This is a genomic window from Methylobacterium sp. Gmos1 (assembly GCF_053764715.1).
Genome location: NZ_JBSNCC010000021.1, coordinates 59228 through 75719 on the forward strand (window position 1 = coordinate 59228; position 16492 = coordinate 75719).

A 16492-nucleotide genomic window follows, 5' to 3' on the forward strand; every position below is an offset into this window, starting at 1 on the left:
AGTTTAACCTCCCATGAACCTCTCGCCCTCCGCCCTCGAGAACATCCAGACCCTGGTGCTCGGCCTCGCCTTCGCGGGCCTGCTGGCCAGCGCCTTCGAGTGGGCGACGGCGCGGCGCGCGAGCTTCGGCCTCCTGTCGGGCGGCGGCCTCGTGGCCATCGCCTCCCTGCCGATCCTCGCCTTCGGGGCGCCGTTCATCATCCTGCGCAACACCGTGCGCGGCCGGCGGATCGAGAGGCGGCCGATCCCGTTCGTGATGCTGGCGACGATGCTGGCCTGCGGCTGGAGCCTGGTCTCGGGCCGGGTTGTGCTGGATCTCGCCCATCTGGTCTCGGGCGCCTGAAGGCCGCCCGGCAGGGCAGGCATCGAGCGTCTGCCGCAGCGGTATCCGCGTCTACCGTGTCGGGGCGCCGCGTCCTGGCCGGCCCTTGTCGGCCAATTCACGCAGGACCGCTCGCGGCCGGTCGATGGCGGAGGATGAGGACTCGGCCGGCCAGCGTCACGACCAGGGTGACCGCCAAGGTCACGAGCCAGGCCTCGCCCGCATTTCGGAGCGGCAGGGTGCGCACGACGAGCTCGGTCGCCGCCGCAGCGAGCAGCCCGACATACGACCATGAGATCCAGAGATAGTGCTTCTCGCGCCAGTCGGTGCGCCGGGGGGAGCGGAGGACCGGCCAAAGGCCTGCTGCGATGCAGGCGAGGCTCGTCAGTGCCCCGACATGCAAGATGTTGAATACGCCCGTGAACTGAAAGACGAGCAGGGCCGCGCAATCGGCGACCAGCATGGCGTAGACGAACGCGTAGCCGACGGCGCGATGCAGGCTGCCACGCTTGCGGGTCAGAAATTGCACCATGCCGAGCACGATCCCAACCGCCGCCAGCACCGTATGGATGGTACCCGGTGTGGTGAGGGTGGGCATGGTTTGACTCTCCCCGGACCGTACCGTTGCCGAGCACGTCACCTTCGGCGTCCGCGCGGCGGCGACCGGGATGCGGCTCGCCGCGCCGCGAGATCGGCGGCGTGTTCAATCAGGCACGGACGGCCCGGCGAGGATCAGCGATTCGCCGTGGTGACCGGCGAGGCGACGCCGTTGAGCGCCACCCAGGCGAGGCCGTCCTGGCCCTCGCGCTTCACGTAGGTGTAGCCGGTGCGCTGCCAGGGCAGGATCGCGTTGGTCTTGTTGTCGAGGATGTAGTCGCCGCGGTCGGTGCGGACCATCAGGACCGCGTGGCCCTCGCCGATCTCGTCGATCACCACGGTCATCCGCAGGGCGCGGCGGGCGAGGCCGCGCTCCACCAGCATCCGGCGCTTGAGGAGCTGGTAATCCTCGCAATCGCCCATGCCGTCATCGGGGAAGTCCCAGCGGTCGACGACGCCCCAATGGTCCTGGTCGATCACCGGGCGGATGCGGCCGTTGACGCGCCGGTTCACCGCCGTCAGCGTGCGCCACAGGGACGGCGTCATCGCCAGGGTCGTCGGCTCCCGTGTGTCGACGGCGCATTCCGCCGGGTAGCGGGCACAGAAGTCGTTCCAGGCGCTCACGGGCTTGGCTGCTCCGCCGCGCTCGATCGCCGCGCTGGCATCGGGCAGGGCCGCGAGGGTCTGGGTCTGCCCCTGGGCGGTCGCGCCGCCGATCAGCAGCAGCGTGCCGAGAAGTCCCACCTGCGCCGCCCGGGCGCCGCGCTTCAGGAGGCCCTGGCGATCGATATGGCTCGCCCGGCCGAGGCCGTCCATCACTGCCCGCATTGCCCCATCGACTCGTCGCTTGGTTCTTGCATCCAAGCTGCCACGGGGGCGGACGGCACTCAACCGAAAAATTTAAACCCTGGTAAACGCCCCTGCCGCACTTTGGTTCCAATTCGGTACTGAGATTTTTCGGCTGATTCGTCCCGTCACCGATTGGCGGTGACGGTCGGGGCGGTGGCGCCACCCAGCGACACCCAGGCGGTCGCGTCCTGCGATTCGCGCTTGATGAAGGTGTAGCCAGTCCTGTGCCAGGGCAGCACGGCGCTGGTCTTGTTGTCGAGGACCAGATCGCCGCGGTCGGTGCGTAGCATCAGCACCGCGTGGCCCTCGCCCTTCTCGTCGATCACCACCGTCATCCGCATCGCGCGCCGCGGCAGCCCGGCCTGGGCGAGCAGCTTGCGCTTGAGGAGCTGGAAATCCTCGCAATCGCCCGAGCCGTCCTCGGCGAGGTCCCAGCGGTCCGGCACGCCCCAGTGCTCCTGGTCGGTGACGGCGCGCAGCGAGGTGTTGACCTGGCGGTTGATGCCGGTGACCGTCTGCCACAGCCGCGGGGTCAGGGTGACCTGGGCCGGCTCGCTCGTGTCCACCGCGCATTCCGAGGCGTAGCGGGCGCAGAACTCGACCCAGCCGACGATCGGCCGGGCGTGGCCGAGATCCGGGGCGCCGGCGCTCGGCATCGGCAGGGCGGCGAGGGTCTGGGCCGCCGCCTCGTTGCCGTGGGTCGCCACCAGGGTCGCCGCGAGCATGCCGGCGCCGACCAGAACCCGCTTCACCTGCCGCCCGAAACCCGTGGTCATCTGTGCCATCCCCTTCGTTACGAAGGAGAATGGCCCCCGACCTGCTCGGCGGCGCTGAAATGGATCCGCGCAATTTTATCGATCTGGCCCGCCGCGGACCGGTCCCGCGGACAGCACCAAGACCTCGCTCAACTGGTCCGGCGCATTCGCCGGACCGCGTTAGGAGGTGGAATACCTTAACCGGACGTTCCGGGCTGGATCGGCGCCTGGTAGGACAGGCCCATGTCCCACGGGAAGTAGATCCAGGTGTCCTGGCTCACCTCGGTGACGAAGGTGTCGATGAGGGGCCGGCCGGCGGGCTTGGCGTAGACCGTGGCGAAGTGCGCCGCCGGCAGCATGGCGCGCACCACCTGGGCGGTCTTGCCGGTATCGGTGAGGTCGTCGAGGACGAGCACGCCGCGGCCCGTGCCGTCGCCGATCGCCCGGATGTTCGGCGCCACGTCCTTGAGCACCTTGAGAGCGCCCTGCTCCTGATAGTCGTGGTAGCTCGCCACGCACACGGTCTCGATCAGGCGGATGCCGAGCTCGCGCGCCACGATCGCGGCCGGCACCAGCCCGCCGCGGGTGATGCACACGATGGCCTCGAACGGGCCGGCGCCGGCGAGCCGCCAGGCCAGAGCTCGGGCGTCGCGGTGGAACTGGTCCCAGGAAACCGGGAAAGCCTTGTCGCTCGGGGAAGCCATGGTCGTTCAGGTCCGTTCGGCTTGCAGGCGCGCGAGCAGCGCCTCGATGTCGGTGCGTGCGGCAGCGAGCGCTTCCGGCTCGCGCCCGCGCACCACGATCTGATTGCGGAATCCCGCCGGCGTCATCGACGGGTAGGAGCCGATCGAGACGCCCGGATGCGCCTTGGCGATGGCCGAGAGGCCTTCGGCGTAGCCGCCCTCGGGCAGGTTGCCGGCCTCGATCGTCTCGGCCATCACCCGCGCGCCGGTCTTCAGCCGCGGGGCGACCGAATCGAGCATCGCCTGCATGATCGAGGGCACGCCCGCCATCACGATCACGTTCTCGATCATGAAGCCCGGCGCCTTCGAGATCGGGTTCTCGACCAGCTCGGCCCCGAACGGGATCCGGGCCATGCGCAGGCGGGCCTCGTTGAGGTCCTCCGGCTTGATACGCTCCAGCAGCATCGCCTTCGCCCGCGGATCGACGTCGATGCCGACGCCGACGGCCTCAGCCACGCAATCGGCCGTGATGTCGTCGTGCGTCGGGCCGATGCCGCCGGTGGTGAACAGGTAGGTGTAGCGGGCGCGCAAGGCGTTCACCGCCGCCACGATCTCCTCGGCCACGTCCGGCACCACCCGCACCTCGCGCAGGTCAATGCCCGAATTCGTCAGGTACTCGGCGATGTAGCCGATGTTCTTGTCCTTGGTGCGTCCGGACAGGATCTCGTCGCCGATGACCAGGATGGCGGCCGTGACCGGGGCGGGGCTGGCGTCTGGCATCTTGGGCGCTCTCTCGGCTGCCCGCCGGGCGGCGGCGGTTAGGGTTACGCCCGCCTTATCGCGGCGCCTCCCGCGGCTCAAGCGTGACACCAGGCCCTGCGCCGGTTAAGCGCCGGGAATGCCCATCGATTCGGTCCTCTCATGCGCTTCCCCGGCCCGCTGACCGAGGGGCGGTTGCTGCGCCGCTACAAGCGCTTCCTCGCCGATGTCGAGCTGGTCGATGGCAGCTTCGTCACCGCGCATTGCGCCAATCCGGGGGCGATGCTGGGTCTTGTCGCGCCGGGCCGGCCGGTGCTGCTCTCGCCCTCGACAAACCCGGCCCGCAAGCTCGCCTGGTCGTGGGAGCTGGTCGAGGCGGACCTGCCCGGCGGGCCGCAATGGGTCGGCATCAACACCGCCCGGCCGAACGCCCTGGTGGCCGAGGCCTTTCACAAGCGGCGCCTGCCGCCGCTTTCCGGCGCCACGTCCTGGCGGGCCGAGGTGGCGTATGGAAAAGCGAGCCGGGTCGATTTCCTCGCCGGCGACGCCGCCGGGCCGATCCACGTCGAGGTCAAGAACTGCCACCTGATGCGCGAGCCGGGACTTGCCGAGTTCCCCGATTGCGTCGCTGCGCGCAGCGCCCGCCACATGGACGAACTCGCCGAGGTGGTGCGCCAGGGCGGCCGCGCGATGGTGATCTGGGTGGTGCAGATGCGGGCCGAGCGCTTCTCGGTCGCCGGCGATCTCGACCCGGGCTTTCACGCCGCGTTCCGGCGCGCGCGGGCTGCGGGCGTGGCGGCGCACGCCTTCACCTGCCGGGTCGATCGCAGCGAGGTGACGATCGGAGAGGAGATTCCGATCGTCGCCTGAGGCGCTACCAGCGTCCCGGCCCCGCCTCGTCGTCCCAGTGCCGGTGGCGGTGCCAGGGCGGCGGACCGTCACGGTCGCCGCCGCGGTAGCCCGGGCCCTCGTCGCAGACCCGCACCCGGCGCACCACCTCGTCGCCGTAAGGATCGATGCGGCGCTTGACGAAGACCCGGCAGGCCTCCGGCGCCTGCACGAAGCGCGGCGGGGGAGGGGGCGGGGCGCGCCAATCGCTACGGCCCTCGAAGCGGGGCGGGGGATACTCGTCGAGGTCGGCGGCGGCGACCGGGCCCGCGAGGGCGAGGAGCGCGAGGGTGCCGAGGATCAGGGAACGCGCGGTCATGGGGGCGACCTTGTGGTTGGCGAATCCCGGCGGTCTCGACCGCCGGTCTGCCACCACTGTCGTGCCCGGCCGTTGAACCGCCGCTGAAGCCGGCGTTGTCGAACCGTCAGCTTCGCGGGCGGCGCCCCTACTTCGTTTCCGCCACCACGACCTTCGAGCGGCTGATGAAGGCGCGCGGGTCGGCGCCCTGGTGGCCGTAGAGGTCGCGGGTCACCGTCACGCTCTTCGCGCCCAGGCTCTTGCGGCACTCCTCCTTGACGAAGGTCTCGCCGAGCGGGGTCTCGTCGCCGGCGGGCTTGCCCTCGGTGCAGGCCCAGCCGTCCTCGCCCCAGTGGCCGCGGGCCTGGAGCCCGAGGAGATGGCCCTTCTTGCGCAGGTAGAGCGGCACCGCGTCGTCGGTCTCGATCACCAGCCCGGCGACCCGGGCGTCGCCGCCGACGAGCAGCGTCAGCCGGGCCGGATGCCCGCCGACCCGGGTGCCGTTGCGGGTGGTGCCGTCGGCGTAGGAAAAGCCGATGGCGTGGCGGCCCGCCGCGTCCGCCGGGCAGGCGCGCCAGTCGCCCCAGGCCGCCAGCGTGCGGGGCGGGCCCTCGCGGCAGGCGAGGTCGCCGTAGGCGTGGGGCGCGATCTCCGCGACCGGCATCCCGACCCGCAAATCGCGCAGGTCCGCGGCGTCGGGACCGGCGGCGAGCGCCGGCCCGGCGCAGAGGAGGGCGGCGAGCATGGCAAGTTCAGTGCGAGACGGCCGGGGCATCGGCGCCCTCCTTCTTGCGGTAGATGTCGCAGGCGCGGGACGTCGTGCCGAAGAACGCGGTGCATTCCTCGATCGTCGGGTCGCCCTTGCCCTTGAGCTGGGTGGTGACGTAGGTGGCGACCGCGTCGATCTCCGCCGGGCGCAGGAAGACCGCGGTCTCCGGCGGCATGCTCGTGCCCATGTCGGCTTTCAGCGAATCGTAGCACTTCACCGTCTCGTAGGCGCCGCGCAGGTGGTAGGGCATGCCGGTGCCGGGCCGGCCGCAGCGCACCACCTCGGCGACCTGATCCTTGTCGAGCTGCGTCTTGCGCAGCGACAGGGCGTCGCCGCCATAGCCGCCGCCGCCGCCGCCGTGCCACTTGTGGCAGCCCGAGCAGGCCTTCTTGAACACCGCGAGATCGCCCTCGCTCCCGCCGGTCCGGGCCGATTGGGCAAACGCCCCGCCCGAGGCGAGCGCGAGGCCGGCGACCAGCGCCGGCAACACCATTTTCCGCATCCGCATGAACCCCGTGAGCGGCGGGGCACTCTCGCGCCCCGCCCGAAAGGACGCCTGGTCAGAGCGCGAAGACGTAGAGCATCGAGCCGGTCTGGATGTTCTTCAGCTCCGGGGTCGAGTCGATGAACCACTTGTCCCAGGCGCCGCCGAGGCCGACCAGGATCGCCAGATACTGTTTGCCGTCGACCGTGAAGGTCATCGGGGGTGCGTTGACGCCGCTGCCGGTGCGGAACTCCCACTTCTTCTCGAGGGTCTTGGCGTCCAGCGCCATCACCCCGCCGCCGGGCTCGCCGGTGAAGACGAGGTCGGGCGTCGCCAGCATGCCGCCGAGCAGCGGGAACTGAGTCTCGTGCTTGCCGGCGACCTTGCCGGTCTTGACGTCGATCGCCGTCACGCTGCCGGTGATCCGGAACGGCTGGCTCGGCCCGCCGCCGGTGAAGAACTCCCGCGGCTTGAGGTTGGCTTGCGTCATCGCCTCGTGGCTGACGCGGTTGCAGCTCTCGATGACCGGGATGTACCAGTATTGCAGGTTCGGGTTGTAGGCGGTCGGCGGCCAGTTCTTGCCGCCCATGTTGCCCGGGCAGAAATCGGCGTTCTTGTTCTCGGCCGAGGGCGTCGCCGCCGGGTTGTAGCGCTGCACGTCCTTGTTCGGGTCGTACTCGAAAGGCTTGCCGGTGTCGGGGTTGATGCCCTTGGTCCAGGTCACCTTCTTGACGAACGGCGTCGCCCAGACGAACTGGCCGTTGGTGCGGTCGACGGCGTAGGCGTGGCCGTTGCGGTCGGCTTCGATGGCGAGCTTGCGGCCGCCGGCGTCGACCAAGAGGTTCTCCGACACGCTGTCGTAGTCGTAGGGGTCGTTCGGCGTGTGCTGGAAGTGCCACTTGATCTTGCCGGTCGTCGCGTCGAGGGCGAGCGTCGAGTCGGTGTAGAGGTTGTCGCCCGGACGGTAGGCGTTGTCCCAGTCCGGTCCCGGATTGCCGGTGCCCCACACGATGGTGTCGGTCTCCGGGTCGTAGGTGCCGGTGACCCAGGTTGAGCCGCCGCCGCTGACCGCGGCGTTGTTCGGGCCCTTCCAGGTCTCGTAGCCCGGCTCGCCGGGTCCCGGGATGGTGTGGGTCCGCCAGACCTCCTTCTCGGTCTTCAGGTCGGTGGCGGCGATCCAGCCGCGGATGCCGTACTCGGCGCCGCCGACGCCCGAGATCGCCATGCCCTTCACGATGAGCGGCGCGCCGGTGATCGTCTCGCCCTTGTCGGGATCGGCGACCTGGCGCTGCCAGGCGACCTGGCCGGTCTCCTTGTTGGTGGCGATCAGGCGCCCGTCGAGGGTGTGGCTGACCACCATGTCGCCCCAGAGCGCGACGCCGCGGTTGTTGACGCCGCAGCAGGCGACCGCGCCGGCCCATTCGCGGTCGGTCTTCGGGTCCATCTTCCAGACGAGCTTGCCCTCGCCGCCGCGGGTGTCGATCTTGTAGACCGAGCCCCACCCGTCGGTGACGTACATCATGCCGTTCTCGACGATCGGCGTCCCCTCGAGCCCGCCGTGGCTCCAGATGCCGCCGGATTCGATGCCGCCGAGCGCCATCGTCCAGGCGACCTTCAGGTTCTTGACGTTGTCCTTGTTGATCTGGGTCAGCGTCGAGTAGCGGTGGCCGGCGAAGTTCTTGTGGTGCTGGATCCAGTTGCCCTCCTCCTTGTCGGCGTTCAGCAGGCGCTCCTGCGTGACGCCGCCCTCGGCGGCGAGCGCCGGGAGGCTGAACGAGGCGCCGGCACCGAGCGCGGCAAGCGAGGTCGCGGCGAGGATGCGCCGCGCCGTACGGGACGTCGTCATGGTGGTCTCCTCCGGGCGGCCTTTTTTGGTCTGTCGTCGCCGCGGCGCGGGCCGTCTCGCGGTCGGGCGTGGAACTGACGTGATCGGAACGGCGCCGGCCTCACGGACCGGCGCGGACCTCCACCGGCACCTCGACGGATCCGGCCTTGCGGAAGCTCGCCGAGCAGGTGAAGCGCTCGCCCGCGGCGAGCGGCTGGCGGATCTGAAGCAGCATCACGTGCATGCCCTCCGGGGTGAGCGCGGTCTCGCCCGACGCCTTGACGGCGATGGTCTGGACCGGGCGCTTCGAAGGCGGACCTTCGCCGCCCTTGTCGACCGTGACCCGCTCGCTGAAGTTCGCGAACGGGCAGCGGAAGCGCACGAGCGAGTCGGCTTCGCCTGCGCGGTTCATCACCGTGAGGTGGAGGGGGACGTCCGACCCGACCTTCTCGGTGGGGGCGACGGAAGCATGCAGGACGTCGATGTCACCGGCCGTGGCCGGGACACAGCCTAGACACAAGGCAAAGGCCGCGCTGTTCATCCAGTAAAAGGCGCGCGTCTTCAGCGGCATGGCACTGCCGCCTCGGCGTCAAGGCGCGGCATGGATGCTGGCATCCATTCTCCTCCACGGTGATCAGCTTCGCCTTTTCGTGGCGAATTACGCATGAGGGTAGCCGGCGCCGGCACTCCGTCAAGATCCGGGATTAGCGTGCGGAGGAAAATCGTCCGCGACCGATGCACACGCACCTAGCGCCAAACCCCCTCCCGCCGGAGGTCGGACTGCGCTAGCTTGAAAGGTTTGCAAGGGCGAATCGGGAGAGTGGACGATGGCCGACACAGAGAATCCGGCGCCGGAGCGGGGCCGCTTCGACATCGCGGCGATCGCTGCCGCGCTGCCCGACAGTGCCACCACGATGCTGGTCGACACCTACCTGACCGATCGGCCGGCGGCGAGCGCCCGGGTGTTTCGCGTCTACCGGCCGACCCCGGCGCATTACCACGAGGGCTGCGATGAATACCTCTACGTGCTCTCCGGCCGCGGCACGTTCTGGATCGGCGATGACTCCGACGAGGCGGAATTCGGCCCGGGCCAGCTGCTGTTCTTCGAGCGCGGCGTGGTCCACGCGCTGCCGCGGCTCATCGAGGAACCCGTTGTGTTCCTCTCGGTCGACACGCCGCGGCGCGCGCCGACCGACGTGATCTTCATCGATCCCGCCACCGGGACGGCGCAGAGCTTCATGGCCCGCAACGCGACGAGGGCCAATCCGGCTTGACCGGCCCGTCCCAGGCCGCGATGCACGGGGCCTAACAACGGGAGGGATGAAGCATGGCGGGCGAGAGCAAGGTCGCGCTGGTCACCGGCGCGGCGCGGGGCATCGGTCTCGCGACGGCGCGGCTGTTCCTGGACGAGGGCTGGCGCGTCGCGCTCCTCGACATCGACGGCACGGCGCAAGGACAGGCCGTGGCGGCGCTCGACCGGCCCGACTACACCCTGGCGCTCGCTGCCGACGTCGCTGACCCGGACGCCGTGGCTCAGGCGGTCGCGGCCGTCGAGGCCCGGTTCGGCCGGCTCGACGCGCTGGTCAACAATGCCGGCACCGCGGTGTTCAAGCCGCTCCTCGACACCAGCCACGCCGAATGGTCGCGGGTGCTCGCCGTCAACCTCACCGGGCCGTTCCTATGCGTGCAGGCGGCGGCCCCCGTGATGGCGCGGGGCGGCGGGGGCGCGATCGTCAACATCACGTCGATCTCCGGCCAGCGCGCCTCGACCCTGCGGGTCGCCTACGGCACCAGCAAGGCCGCGCTCAAGCATCTGACGAAGCAGCAGGCGGTCGAGCTCGCCCACCTGAACATCCGGGTCAACGCCGTGGCGCCGGGCCCGGTCGACACCGCCATGGCCAAGGCGGTCCACAGCCCGGCGATCCGCGCCGATTACCACGACGCCGTGCCGCTCAACCGTTACGGCCTGGAGCGCGAGATCGCCGACGCCATCGTCTACCTGTGCGGGCCGCGGGCGAGCTACGTCACCGGCCAGACGCTCGCGGTCGATGGCGGCTTCGACGCCGCCGGGATCGGGCTGCCGACGCTTCGGCGCGACCTCGTCGCCCGCTGATGCGGCGGGAGCCTGCCACCTGCCGGGACTTTCTCGTGTTGTAATAACGTTACGCTCGGCGTGCCTCGTGTCAGGCGCGCCGAGTTTCCTCTTGCCAGCCCGCCAGCGCTCGCGTGAATGCAATGTTATACCATTCATGGGGGCGGGCATGGGCAAGGTGAGGTCGTTCGGGGCGGGTCCGGTGCTGCTGGCCGCGGTCGCGACGCTCGCGGGACCGGCCCGCGCCGAGGAGATCGCCCTCGACACGATCGACGTCGCCTCGCCGAGCCCGATCGCGGCGGTGCCGTCCGGCGGCGGAGCGGGGGCAGGAGCGGGGATTCCCGGCACCTTTCCGGTCGGGGTGCTGCCGGTCGTCACCACCACCTTCTCGCCGGTCACGGTGGTGACCCGCGAGGACATCGTGCGCCAGCAGCCGCGGACGCTGGGCGACGCCCTGTTCGACCGGCCCGGCCTGTCGGCCACCACCTACGCGCCGGGGGCGGCGAGCCGGCCGATCATCCGCGGCCTCGATACCAGCCGGGTGCGGATCCAGGAGAACGGCATCGGCGTCCACGACGTCTCGGATCTCGGCGAGGACCACGCCGTGCCGATCAACCCGCTCGTCGCCAACCGCATCGAGGTGATCCGCGGCCCGGCCTCCCTGCGCTACGGCAGCCAGGCGATCGGCGGCGTGGTCTCGGCGGAGAACAACCGCATCCCGACCCTCGTGCCGCCGAACGGCATCGCCGGGCAGGTGACCACGGGCTATTCCTCGGTCGATAACGGCCGCAACGCCGCCGCGACGGTGGATGCCGCCGGCCAGTCGGTCGCCTTCCACGCCGACGCGTTCAAGACCGCCGCCGACAGCTACGCGACGCCGCTCGGGATCCAGCGCAACTCGGCCAACGAATCGCAGGGTGGCGCGGTCGGGATGTCGTACCTGTTCGACCGCGGCTTCGTCGGCCTGTCGTTCAGCCACTACGACGCGCTCTACCAGATCCCGGGCGGCGAGGCCGCGCAGAGCCGCACCCGCCTCGACCCGACCCAGGACAAGCTCCAGGCCAAGGGCGAGTACCGCCCCCTCGACGGGCCGGTCGAGGCGATCCGGTTCTGGCTCGGCGGCTCGACCTACAGGCACAACGAGATCGGCATCGGCGGCGACGGGATCGACGGCATCCAGGCGACCTTCAAGAGCCGCGAGGCGGAAGGGCGGCTTGAGATCCAGCACGTGCCAGTGACGACGAGCCTCGGCACGCTCACCGGGGCGCTGGGTCTCCAGGCGGACCGGCGGCTGATCGGCACCTCGGGCGAGGCCGGCAGCCTGCTGGCGCCGACCGATTCGCGCAGCAACGCCGTCTACCTGTTCGAGGAACTGGCGCTGGAGCGCGGCCTGCGTCTCCAGGCGGCGGGCCGGATCGAGGGTGCGCGCTCCACCGGCACCGCGACGCTGTTTCCGGGCGACTACGTGCCCATCGACGGCGAGGACCCGCTCTCGTATGGCCGCCGCCGCCGCTTCGCCCCGAAGAGCGCGAGCTTCGGCGTGCTCCAGGACCTGCCCGACGGCTTCGTCGCGAGCCTGACCGGCCAGTACGTCGAGCGCGCGCCGTCGGCCTTCGAGCTCTATTCCCGCGGGCCGCACGACGCGACAGAGACCTTCGAGATCGGCGACCCGAACCTGAAGAAGGAGCGCGCCCGCACCATCGAGGCGAGCATCCGCCGCGCCGTCGGCCCGTTCCGCCTCGACGCCACCGGCTACTACACGCGCTACACCGGCTTCATCTACAAGCGCCTGACCGGCCTTCGCTGCGGCGACGATTTTTCGAGTTGCGGCAGCGACGACGAGCTGGCCCAGGTCGTCTACTCGCAGCAGAACGCCACCTTCGCCGGAGCCGAGATCGGCTCGCAGCTCGACCTTCTGCCCGTCGGCAACGGATTCGCCGGCATCGAGGCGCAGTACGACTTCGTGCGCGCGACCTTCGACGACGGCACCTATGTGCCGCGCATCCCCCCGCACCGGGTCGGCGGCGGCGTATTCCTGCGGGCGGAGGGCTGGTACGCGCGGGTCAACCTGCTCCACGCCTTCGCCCATACCGAGACCGCGCCCTACGAGACGCGCACGCCCGGCTACGACAACCTGCGGGCGGAGGTCAGCTACACCAAGGCCTTCGATCCGGCGGTGACCGGCTGGAGCGAGGTGACGCTGGGCGTGCAGGGCACGAACCTGCTCAACGACGTCATCCGCAACTCGGCCTCGTTCAAGAAGGACGAGATCGTGCTGCCGGGGCGGAACGTACGGGTTTTCCTGACGGCGCGGTTCTAAAAGGCAAAAAGATATTGGAACCAAGGTTTTGAGGCAAAGTGCGTCCCCATCTCCAGGCGATGCCGGGCTTGCCCGGTATCGCTGCAAGGTGTGGGAGAGGGGTGAGGGTGACACGCTGCAGTGTAAAGCACTGAGCGTCGAGCTGGCAGCACAACGGACTGAGCTTTGCTCAGGACCGTAGCACCCTCACCCCCGGCCCCTCTCCCACAAGGGAGAGGGGATCCCGCGCCCTAATAGTTCAGCATGATGCTTTTGCAGCATTGAGCGTCACCCCTTCTGCGGCCGCAAAACGCCATCGGTGGTCTTCGGGTCCGGCGCGGGCGTCGTCGGCCTCACCGTCCCTGTCGAGTCCGCGTCGCCAGGGCGGACGCGCTCGGGCAGGGTCTCGCGGGGCGGCGGCATGTTGGGGGTCTGCTCGCGGCTGCGCTGCGGCGTGTCCGTGACCTGGGCCACGACCGGCGAGGCGGCCAGGACGGCGAGCAGGATGAGGCGGCTGGTGCCCCTGGTCATCGGGCTCTCCTCCGGAAGATGTCGTGCGATCTTGGAAGAATAATCGCCGCGCGCCGAATCCGGTTCCCGGCCGGATCAGCGCAAGGCCAGCATCCCGATTACCGCGTCCCCGGCCATCCGCTTGTGGCGGGCGCGCAGAGCCGGCGCGTCGAGGTCGAGGGAAAAGATCGCCCCGAAGGTATGGCGGTTCGAGACCCGGAAGAAGCACAAGGCGCTGATCATCAGGTGCACGTCGAGGGGATCGACGTCGGCGCGAAACAGGCCCTCGCGCTGCCCGCGGGCGATGATGTCGGTGATGGTCTGGATCACCCCGAGATTGAGCCCGCGGATCGTCTCCGAGCCCGACAGGTGCTCGGCCCGGTGGATGTTCTCGATCGTCACGAGGCGGATGAAGTCCGGATGGGCCTCGTCGTACTCGAAGGTGAACTCGACGAGCCGGCGGATCGCCTCGACGGGGCCGAGGTTGCCGAGGTCGAGGTCGGCCTCGACCTGGCGGATGTCGGCGTAGGCCTTCTCCAGCACCGCGAGGTACAGGCCCTCCTTGCCGCCGAAATAGTAGTAGATCATCCGCTTCGAGGTGCGGGTGCGCTCCGCGATGGCATCGACCCGCGCGCCGCTGAGCCCGAAGGCGGCGAATTCCTCGGTCGCGACCGCCAGGATGTCGGCCTTGGTCCGCTCGGGATCCTTGGTGCGGGAGGGGCGGGGCGTGGCGGCGTCCATGATCCAACAGTGATGGGCGGCGGGATGGCGCTCGGCTCTACCATCCCGGCCGCCCCGGCGCACCGGTTCAGGCGAGCTCGTCGCCCAGCACCTCGCGGGCCCAGCGGAAGGCGCCGTTCGCCGCCGGCACGCCGGCATAGATCGCGGTCTGGATCAGCAGCGCCTGCAACTCCGGGATCGTGACGCCGTTGCGCAGGGCCGGGCGGACATGGAGCTTGAACTCCTCCTCGCGGCCGAGCGCCACCATCATGGCCAGCGTCACGAAGGAGCGGGTCTTCCACGGGATGCGCGGATCGCCCCAGACCTCGCCCCAGGCGGTGCGGGTGATGAAGTCCTGCCACGGCCCGGCGAAGCCGCCCGCCGCGGCGAGCGAGCGCTCGACATGGGCGTCGCCGAGCACGCTCTTGCGGTTGCTGAGCCCGGACTCGAACGCCACCGCGCCGGTCGCCGTGTCGGGCGCCTCGCGGTGCCGGTCGAGGAAGCCGAGGAGATGGGCAGCGGTGGCGGCCGGCTGCTCGACCGAGAGGAGGTGGGCGGCGTTCGGCAGCACCACCAGCTCGGCGTGGCGGATGCCGTCGCAGATCTCCTGCGCCATGGCGGGCGGCGTCGCCGGATCGTCGCGCCCGGCAATCACCAGGGTCGGCGAGGTAATGCGGCCGAGCACTGGGCGCAGGTCCATGCGGCCGATGGCGTTGCAGCAGACCGCGTAGCCGGCCGCATCGGTGCCGGTGAACTGCGCGCGCACCGGCGCCACCGCGTCGGGGGAGGCGGCGGGAAAGTCGGGCGTGAACCAGCGGGTCATCGTCGCCTCGACGATCGCCGCCGTGCCCTTCGCCCGCACCAACTCGGCGCGCTCGTTCCACGACGCCTCGCTCGGCATGACGGCGGCGGTCGCCATCAGGGTCAGGCTGATGACCCGGTCGGGATGGCGGCTCGCCGCCGCCTGGCCGGTCATGCCGCCGAGCGACAGCCCGACCACGTGGGCGCGGGGGAGGGCGAGTGCGTCGAGGAGGCCGATCAGGTCCTCGGCCAGGTCCGCGACCTCGATCTGCGCGTCGCGCACCTGCGAGGCGCCGTGTCCGCGGGTGTCGTAGCGCAGCACCCGGTAGCGGCCGCGCAAGTGCGGCACCAGCGGGTCCCACATCGCCAGCGAGGTGCCGAGCGAGTTCGAGAAGACCACCACCGGCGCGCCGCTCGGGCCGGAGAGCTCGTAGTTCAGCAGGGTGCCGTTGGCCTCGATCTGGGGCATGGGAACCTCGATTACGCGGAATGCAGGAAGGTGGCGAGGCGCGAGACCTCGGCGAGTGCCCGGTCGGCGGTGCGGGCCCCGGCGCGGATCGCGGGCCCCAAGTCGAAGGCGGCATCGAGATCGGCGCCGGCCGCCTCGGGCCGGGCGCCCAGAACCTCGTGGAGCGAGCCCTTGCCGTCGCGCACCGCGCCGGCAGCCTCCTCGACCAGGGCGTAGGCCGCCTTGGCGCCGATGACCGGGCCGAGCCGGCTCGCGGCGGCATCGGCGAAGAGCAGGCCTTGCGTCAGGTCGAGGTTGCGCTGCATCCGGTCGGGATCGGGCACCAGCCCCTGCGCGAGGCCCCGCGCCTCGCGAAGCGCGCCGGAAGCGAGGCCGAACAGGGTCGGCAGGGCGTGCCATTCGGCGTGCCAGGCGCCGGCCGGGCGCTCGTGCGCCGCCGCCATCCCGTCGAGGAGCGTGAGGCTCACGCCCTTGGCGGCGCCGAAGGCGGAGAGGATCACCGTCGAGGAGACGGGGTTGCGCTTGTGCGGCATCGCCGAGGAGCCGCCGCGGCCCGGTACGTAGGGCTCGGCCACTTCCCCGACCTCGGTGGTGGCGAGATGCGCCACGTCGGTGGCGAACTTCGCGAGCGCGCCCATCATGAGGGCGAGCCAGGCACCGGTCTCGGCGATGCGGGCGCGCCGCGTGTGCCAGGGCGCGAGGTCCGGGTGCAGGCCGAGCGCGGCGGCGAATCCGTCGCCGACGGCCTCGGCCTTCTCGCCGAGGCCCGCCAGCGTGCCGACGGGACCGCCGAGGGAGGCGGTGAGCACCCGCTCGCGCAAGGCCGGCAGGAGGGCAGCCACCTCGGCGATGCCGAGCGCCCAGATCGCCGCCTTGAAGCCGAAGGTGACGGGTGCGGCGTGCTGGCCGTAGGTGCGCCCGACGCACGGGGTCTCGCGGTGCTGGCGGGCGAGCGTCGAGAGCCCGTCGAGGATCGCCTTCAGGTCGGCCGCGACGAGGTCGAGGGCGTCGCGGACCTGGAGCACCAGGGCGGTGTCGGCGATGTCCTGGGTGGTGGTCGCCTTGTGGAAGGCGGGCTCCAGCTCGGGCGGCAGGGCCCCCTGCACCGCCTTGACGAACGGGATCACCGGCACGCCCGACACGGCGGTGCGCCGGCCAAGCGCGGCGGGATCGAGCGCGGTCGAACTGACCGCCTCGATGGCGGGGCTCAGCGCGGCCGGCACCAGGCCGGCCTCGGCTTGCGCCCGGGCGAGGGCCGCCTCGGCCCGCAGCATCGCCGCCACCCGGGCCTCGTCGGCGAAGACGGCGCGCATCGCGTCCGTGGCAAAGAGGGGCCCGAGCAGGGCGGAGTCGAGGGCCGAGAGCGTCATCG

19 protein-coding genes are annotated in these 16492 nt (G+C 70.8%); 5 read left to right on the forward strand and 14 right to left on the reverse strand.

The window, feature by feature from the left end:
• Nucleotides 1–13 precede the first annotated feature (13 nt).
• On the forward strand, nucleotides 14–343 hold the full coding sequence (locus tag ACS5PV_RS27555; RefSeq protein WP_455398523.1) for a DUF6949 family protein: 330 nt from the start codon (nucleotides 14–16) through the stop codon (nucleotides 341–343).
• Nucleotides 344–440: 97 nt separating this feature from the next.
• Here the strand turns inward: ACS5PV_RS27555 and ACS5PV_RS27560 are convergent, their stop codons facing one another.
• The 5 genes from ACS5PV_RS27560 to ACS5PV_RS27580 form a co-directional block, all read right to left on the reverse strand.
• Nucleotides 441–920: a DUF2306 domain-containing protein gene (locus ACS5PV_RS27560; RefSeq protein ID WP_455398524.1), complete on the reverse strand. Its 480-nt coding sequence runs from the start codon at nucleotides 918–920 to the stop codon at nucleotides 441–443.
• A 134-nt stretch (nucleotides 921–1054) separates the two neighbouring features.
• Nucleotides 1055–1747 carry a transglutaminase-like cysteine peptidase gene (locus tag ACS5PV_RS27565; protein ID WP_455398525.1) on the reverse strand — a complete coding sequence of 231 codons (693 nt, stop codon included), beginning with the start codon at nucleotides 1745–1747 and terminating at the stop codon, nucleotides 1055–1057.
• Between the two features lie 146 nt (nucleotides 1748–1893).
• The gene (locus ACS5PV_RS27570) at nucleotides 1894–2544 is read right to left on the reverse strand and encodes a transglutaminase-like cysteine peptidase (RefSeq protein ID WP_455398526.1); all 651 of its coding nucleotides are present in this window, start codon (nucleotides 2542–2544) and stop codon (nucleotides 1894–1896) included.
• A 176-nt stretch (nucleotides 2545–2720) separates the two neighbouring features.
• Complete coding sequence (gene gpt, locus ACS5PV_RS27575; protein ID WP_455398527.1) at nucleotides 2721–3227, reverse strand: xanthine phosphoribosyltransferase; 507 nt, start codon at nucleotides 3225–3227, stop codon at nucleotides 2721–2723.
• Between the two features lie 6 nt (nucleotides 3228–3233).
• A complete protein-coding gene (locus tag ACS5PV_RS27580) occupies nucleotides 3234–3986 on the reverse strand; it encodes a competence/damage-inducible protein A (RefSeq protein ID WP_455398528.1) in 753 nt (250 codons plus the stop codon).
• 141 nt (nucleotides 3987–4127) lie between these two features.
• Between ACS5PV_RS27580 and sfsA the strand changes: the two genes are divergently transcribed.
• Entirely contained in the window at nucleotides 4128–4835 is a 708-nt protein-coding gene (gene sfsA, locus ACS5PV_RS27585) for a DNA/RNA nuclease SfsA (RefSeq protein WP_455398529.1), read from the forward strand.
• Between the two features lie 4 nt (nucleotides 4836–4839).
• Here the strand turns inward: sfsA and ACS5PV_RS27590 are convergent, their stop codons facing one another.
• The 5 genes from ACS5PV_RS27590 to ACS5PV_RS27610 all read right to left on the reverse strand — a co-directional run bounded on the left by ACS5PV_RS27590 (nucleotide 4840) and on the right by ACS5PV_RS27610 (nucleotide 8800).
• Nucleotides 4840–5172, reverse strand: a complete 333-nt coding sequence (locus ACS5PV_RS27590) for a hypothetical protein (protein WP_455398530.1) — start codon at nucleotides 5170–5172, stop codon at nucleotides 4840–4842.
• A 127-nt stretch (nucleotides 5173–5299) separates the two neighbouring features.
• On the reverse strand, nucleotides 5300–5896 hold the full coding sequence (locus ACS5PV_RS27595; protein ID WP_455398531.1) for a hypothetical protein: 597 nt from the start codon (nucleotides 5894–5896) through the stop codon (nucleotides 5300–5302).
• A 7-nt stretch (nucleotides 5897–5903) separates the two neighbouring features.
• Nucleotides 5904–6413, reverse strand: coding sequence for a c-type cytochrome (locus tag ACS5PV_RS27600; RefSeq protein WP_455398532.1), 510 nt, complete (start codon nucleotides 6411–6413; stop codon nucleotides 5904–5906).
• 67 nt (nucleotides 6414–6480) lie between these two features.
• On the reverse strand, nucleotides 6481–8250 hold the full coding sequence (locus ACS5PV_RS27605) for a PQQ-dependent dehydrogenase, methanol/ethanol family (protein ID WP_455398533.1): 1770 nt from the start codon (nucleotides 8248–8250) through the stop codon (nucleotides 6481–6483).
• Between the two features lie 100 nt (nucleotides 8251–8350).
• Complete coding sequence (locus ACS5PV_RS27610; RefSeq protein ID WP_455398534.1) at nucleotides 8351–8800, reverse strand: copper chaperone PCu(A)C; 450 nt, start codon at nucleotides 8798–8800, stop codon at nucleotides 8351–8353.
• Nucleotides 8801–9056: 256 nt separating this feature from the next.
• Between ACS5PV_RS27610 and ACS5PV_RS27615 the strand changes: the two genes are divergently transcribed.
• The 3 genes from ACS5PV_RS27615 (at nucleotide 9057) to ACS5PV_RS27625 (ending at nucleotide 12641) form a co-directional block, all read left to right on the forward strand.
• Nucleotides 9057–9503, forward strand: a complete 447-nt coding sequence (locus tag ACS5PV_RS27615) for a cupin domain-containing protein (protein WP_455398535.1) — start codon at nucleotides 9057–9059, stop codon at nucleotides 9501–9503.
• A 53-nt stretch (nucleotides 9504–9556) separates the two neighbouring features.
• Nucleotides 9557–10342 (forward strand): SDR family NAD(P)-dependent oxidoreductase, encoded by a 786-nt coding sequence (locus ACS5PV_RS27620; RefSeq protein ID WP_455398536.1) that lies wholly within the window; start codon nucleotides 9557–9559, stop codon nucleotides 10340–10342.
• Between the two features lie 148 nt (nucleotides 10343–10490).
• Nucleotides 10491–12641, forward strand: coding sequence for a TonB-dependent receptor (locus ACS5PV_RS27625; RefSeq protein ID WP_455398537.1), 2151 nt, complete (start codon nucleotides 10491–10493; stop codon nucleotides 12639–12641).
• A gap of 267 nt (nucleotides 12642–12908) precedes the next feature.
• Here the strand turns inward: ACS5PV_RS27625 and ACS5PV_RS27630 are convergent, their stop codons facing one another.
• The 4 genes from ACS5PV_RS27630 to ACS5PV_RS27645 form a co-directional block, all read right to left on the reverse strand.
• Nucleotides 12909–13151 carry a hypothetical protein gene (locus tag ACS5PV_RS27630; RefSeq protein ID WP_455398538.1) on the reverse strand — a complete coding sequence of 81 codons (243 nt, stop codon included), beginning with the start codon at nucleotides 13149–13151 and terminating at the stop codon, nucleotides 12909–12911.
• Between the two features lie 75 nt (nucleotides 13152–13226).
• A complete protein-coding gene (locus ACS5PV_RS27635; RefSeq protein WP_455398539.1) occupies nucleotides 13227–13871 on the reverse strand; it encodes a TetR/AcrR family transcriptional regulator in 645 nt (214 codons plus the stop codon).
• A gap of 67 nt (nucleotides 13872–13938) precedes the next feature.
• Nucleotides 13939–15120 (reverse strand): bifunctional 3-oxoadipate enol-lactonase/4-carboxymuconolactone decarboxylase PcaDC, encoded by a 1182-nt coding sequence (gene pcaDC / locus ACS5PV_RS27640; RefSeq protein ID WP_455398540.1) that lies wholly within the window; start codon nucleotides 15118–15120, stop codon nucleotides 13939–13941.
• An 11-nt stretch (nucleotides 15121–15131) separates the two neighbouring features.
• Entirely contained in the window at nucleotides 15132–16490 is a 1359-nt protein-coding gene (locus ACS5PV_RS27645; protein WP_455398541.1) for a class-II fumarase/aspartase family protein, read from the reverse strand.
• Between the last annotated feature and the right edge of the window lie 2 nt (nucleotides 16491–16492).

Bases quoted from the DNA above. Each gene is read 5' to 3' on its own strand.
- ACS5PV_RS27625 (WP_455398537.1), top strand. From the start codon at position 10,491: ATGGGCAAGGTGAGGTCGTTCGGGGCGGGTCCGGTGCTGCTGGCCGCG.
- pcaDC (WP_455398540.1), bottom strand. From the start codon at position 15,120: ATGCCCCAGATCGAGGCCAACGGCACCCTGCTGAACTACGAGCTCTCC.
- ACS5PV_RS27555 (WP_455398523.1), top strand. From the start codon at position 14: ATGAACCTCTCGCCCTCCGCCCTCGAGAACATCCAGACCCTGGTGCTC.
- gpt (WP_455398527.1), bottom strand. From the start codon at position 3,227: ATGGCTTCCCCGAGCGACAAGGCTTTCCCGGTTTCCTGGGACCAGTTC.
- ACS5PV_RS27590 (WP_455398530.1), bottom strand. From the start codon at position 5,172: ATGACCGCGCGTTCCCTGATCCTCGGCACCCTCGCGCTCCTCGCCCTC.
- sfsA (WP_455398529.1), top strand. From the start codon at position 4,128: ATGCGCTTCCCCGGCCCGCTGACCGAGGGGCGGTTGCTGCGCCGCTAC.
- ACS5PV_RS27620 (WP_455398536.1), top strand. From the start codon at position 9,557: ATGGCGGGCGAGAGCAAGGTCGCGCTGGTCACCGGCGCGGCGCGGGGC.
- ACS5PV_RS27595 (WP_455398531.1), bottom strand. From the start codon at position 5,896: ATGCTCGCCGCCCTCCTCTGCGCCGGGCCGGCGCTCGCCGCCGGTCCC.
- ACS5PV_RS27610 (WP_455398534.1), bottom strand. From the start codon at position 8,800: ATGCCGCTGAAGACGCGCGCCTTTTACTGGATGAACAGCGCGGCCTTT.
- ACS5PV_RS27600 (WP_455398532.1), bottom strand. From the start codon at position 6,413: ATGGTGTTGCCGGCGCTGGTCGCCGGCCTCGCGCTCGCCTCGGGCGGG.
- ACS5PV_RS27580 (WP_455398528.1), bottom strand. From the start codon at position 3,986: ATGCCAGACGCCAGCCCCGCCCCGGTCACGGCCGCCATCCTGGTCATC.
- ACS5PV_RS27615 (WP_455398535.1), top strand. From the start codon at position 9,057: ATGGCCGACACAGAGAATCCGGCGCCGGAGCGGGGCCGCTTCGACATC.
- ACS5PV_RS27635 (WP_455398539.1), bottom strand. From the start codon at position 13,871: ATGGACGCCGCCACGCCCCGCCCCTCCCGCACCAAGGATCCCGAGCGG.
- ACS5PV_RS27565 (WP_455398525.1), bottom strand. From the start codon at position 1,747: ATGCGGGCAGTGATGGACGGCCTCGGCCGGGCGAGCCATATCGATCGC.
- ACS5PV_RS27560 (WP_455398524.1), bottom strand. From the start codon at position 920: ATGCCCACCCTCACCACACCGGGTACCATCCATACGGTGCTGGCGGCG.
- ACS5PV_RS27570 (WP_455398526.1), bottom strand. From the start codon at position 2,544: ATGACCACGGGTTTCGGGCGGCAGGTGAAGCGGGTTCTGGTCGGCGCC.
- ACS5PV_RS27605 (WP_455398533.1), bottom strand. From the start codon at position 8,250: ATGACGACGTCCCGTACGGCGCGGCGCATCCTCGCCGCGACCTCGCTT.
- ACS5PV_RS27630 (WP_455398538.1), bottom strand. From the start codon at position 13,151: ATGACCAGGGGCACCAGCCGCCTCATCCTGCTCGCCGTCCTGGCCGCC.
- ACS5PV_RS27645 (WP_455398541.1), bottom strand. From the start codon at position 16,490: ATGACGCTCTCGGCCCTCGACTCCGCCCTGCTCGGGCCCCTCTTTGCC.